The 2,486-nt window shown below is 68.5% G+C and carries 2 protein-coding genes and 1 tRNA gene; 2 read left to right on the forward strand and 1 reads right to left on the reverse strand.

All coding sequences use genetic code 11. The features are described 5' to 3' along the window. A partial coding sequence (locus EHS43_RS42445; protein WP_260470970.1) for an IclR family transcriptional regulator C-terminal domain-containing protein occupies positions 1-422 on the forward strand: 422 nt, incomplete at its 5' end. Positions 423-495: 73 nt separating this feature from the next. Continuing rightward, positions 496-568 (forward strand) — tRNA-Arg (locus EHS43_RS42450). A gap of 186 nt (positions 569-754) precedes the next feature. On the opposite strand, the gene EHS43_RS42455 is transcribed toward EHS43_RS42450, so the two are convergent. Next, the gene (locus EHS43_RS42455; RefSeq protein ID WP_125195798.1) at positions 755-2,173 is read right to left on the reverse strand and encodes a DUF234 domain-containing protein; all 1,419 of its coding nucleotides are present in this window, start codon (positions 2,171-2,173) and stop codon (positions 755-757) included. Positions 2,174-2,486: the final 313 nt, after the last annotated feature.

The raw sequence follows: 2,486 nt of genomic DNA on the forward strand, positions 1-2,486 counted from the left end.
TGGCGGACCTCTCGGCACGGGTGGGGGAATCGACGGCCCTGGCGATCCTGGTGTCCTCGGGACCGACCGCGGAGATCCAGTACACGGCGAGGGCCGTGTCCCCGCGGATCATGGGCGTGGACATCAGGGTGGGCACGAGGCTGCCGGCCGCGGCGACCTCGCTGGGCCGGGTCCTGCTCTCGGACACCGCGGACCACGCCCTGCTCGACGAGGACTGGGAGGACGGACTGCGCACGATCGCCGTCCCCCTCCACGACCGCACGGGCCACGTTCTCGCCGCCGTGAACGTGGCCCTGCACGCGGCGGGCCGCACGGAGGCGGAGTGCGTCGAGGACCTCCTCCCCCAACTCCGCCGCACGGCGACCCGCATCGAGGAGGAACTCCGCGCAGCGGCCCACTTCACCCGGATCCCCCTCCTCTGACCCCGGGGAACCCCCACGCCGCACCCCAGCACATCCGGTACGCTGACGCCAGTGACCTTCACGGCCACCGTCCGCCTTCGTAGCTCAGGGGATAGAGCACCGCTCTCCTAAAGCGGGTGTCGCAGGTTCGAATCCTGCCGGGGGCACAACGCGTTACCGCTCTGACCTGGGGTTTATCCCCCATGGCAGGTTCTTGCTCGGCCTCGGACTCTTCGTCCGGGGCCGTTTGCGTGAGCGGAAGGACGTCCCCGGCGCGGTGGGCCGGAGGCTCGGCCGATCCGAATGGGGCGACAGGCCATGGACACCTGGCACCCACACGGGTGCCGGCATGCTCAGGAGGACCACGCCGCGAGGAGTTCCGCCGGGCCGTACGCAGCGTCGAGCCCCGTGCAGTCGGTGCCGCTGCGCGAGACAGCGATCACAGGCACGGGACCAGGTGTGAGCGCCGCGCGGTGCCGGTGCAGAGCCGCGAGATCGTGCCGGTCGAACGGGGAGTTCTCCAGCCACTTCACCGAGCCGACGAACAACAGCTCCTTGGCGATGGGCGCGCGGTCCGCTCCCACGACGTCGATCTCCACATCGTTGGTACGGGTCCAGTAACCGCCGATGGCGGGGGCGGCAGGGAGGTTCGCGTCCGGCAGCAGTCGTGCCAGCGCCTCGCGCACCAGAGGTTCAATGGCCCTGCCACGCCAACTGGTCCAGTTTTCACGGATGCGCTGCAGTGTCAGGTCACCCCGGCCCCGCTCGATCTCTTCCATCGCCGGCCCCAGGAGCTTCAGCCAGAAGCGGAGGTAGGGATCCGCGACCCGATAGCGACGATCCTTCGAAGGCCGCGTGGACACGGGAAGCTCCGCCGCGATCACCCGCTTGTCCGCAAGGATCCCCAGCGACCGCTGCAGCGGGGTCGCCCCGATCCCGCCGGCGGCGCGGGCAATATTGGAGAACGTCCGCTCACCGCTGCCGATCGCCGAGAGGACGGTGCGGGCTTGGACCTGTTGGGGGAACTCTGCAGCAAGCGAACGCTCTGCCGACACCAGCAAGGCCGAGACCGGATCGCTGAGCGCCGCCTTCAGGAACTCCCACATTCCGGCGCCGTGCGTCCATTCCGCGCAGATCAGAGGCAGCCCACCGGTGATCAGGGCCGCATCGAAGGCCGAGGCAGGATCGAGGCCGAGCATCTCGCCCACCTCCGCCGGGTTGAGCGGACCCAGCACCATCTCCCGCCCGCGCTGGTGGAACAGGCGTCCATAGCTGTTCAGCGCCTCCATCATCGACAGATCGGAACCGATGAGAACCAGCAGAACCGGCTTCTTCTCCAACAACCGGTCCCAGGCTCGCTGGAGCATGCCCTCGAAGGCGCCCTCCGCATCCATCAAATAGGGCACCTCGTCCATGACCACCACGCTGGCCCGGTCGGGCGGCAGTGCCGCCGCCAGTACGTCGAAGGCCGCATCCCAACTCGCCGGGCGGGCCGCGGACAGCAGACTCGCCAGCGGAAGGCTGGACGACTGCGCATCCCGGCCGAGCCGCTCCAGGTCCGCCCCCGGCGACGCCCCTGTGGCGGCGTAGAAGAGAAACGGTGCACCGGACTGCTCGGCGAACCGCTCCATCAGTCGCGACTTACCCACCCGGCGGCGCCCTCGAAGCATCACGCAGCGCCCGGGCCGCTCCCCACCGACCCCGGCCGTCACCTTGCCCAGCTCGCGGTCCAGCGTCTCGAGTTCGTGCCGCCTGCCCACGAAATCTGCCATGCCGCCACCTCTCCAGCCTCACCTAATGTCGGAGATACTAACATAACCGTTAGCAACATTGTAGTTAGTTACAGCAGCCGGCGGCAGCAGGGCAAAGGCATCCTGTTCGGTCACCAGCACGACTTCACGTACGGCTTCACCTTCGAATCCTGCCGGGGGCACCAGGCGAAAGGCCCCGGACCGATCGGCGCTTTCTAGGGGTCGTTGCAACACGTGGTCGTGTTGATCAGGCCGCGAGCAGTTTATGCAGGCGCTCGGCTGGGGTTTCCCAGTCGAGCGTTTTGCGTGGGCGGTCGTTCAGCTCGGCGGCCAC

Source organism: Streptomyces sp. RP5T, from assembly GCF_003933965.1.
Lineage (GTDB): Bacteria > Actinomycetota > Actinomycetes > Streptomycetales > Streptomycetaceae > Streptomyces.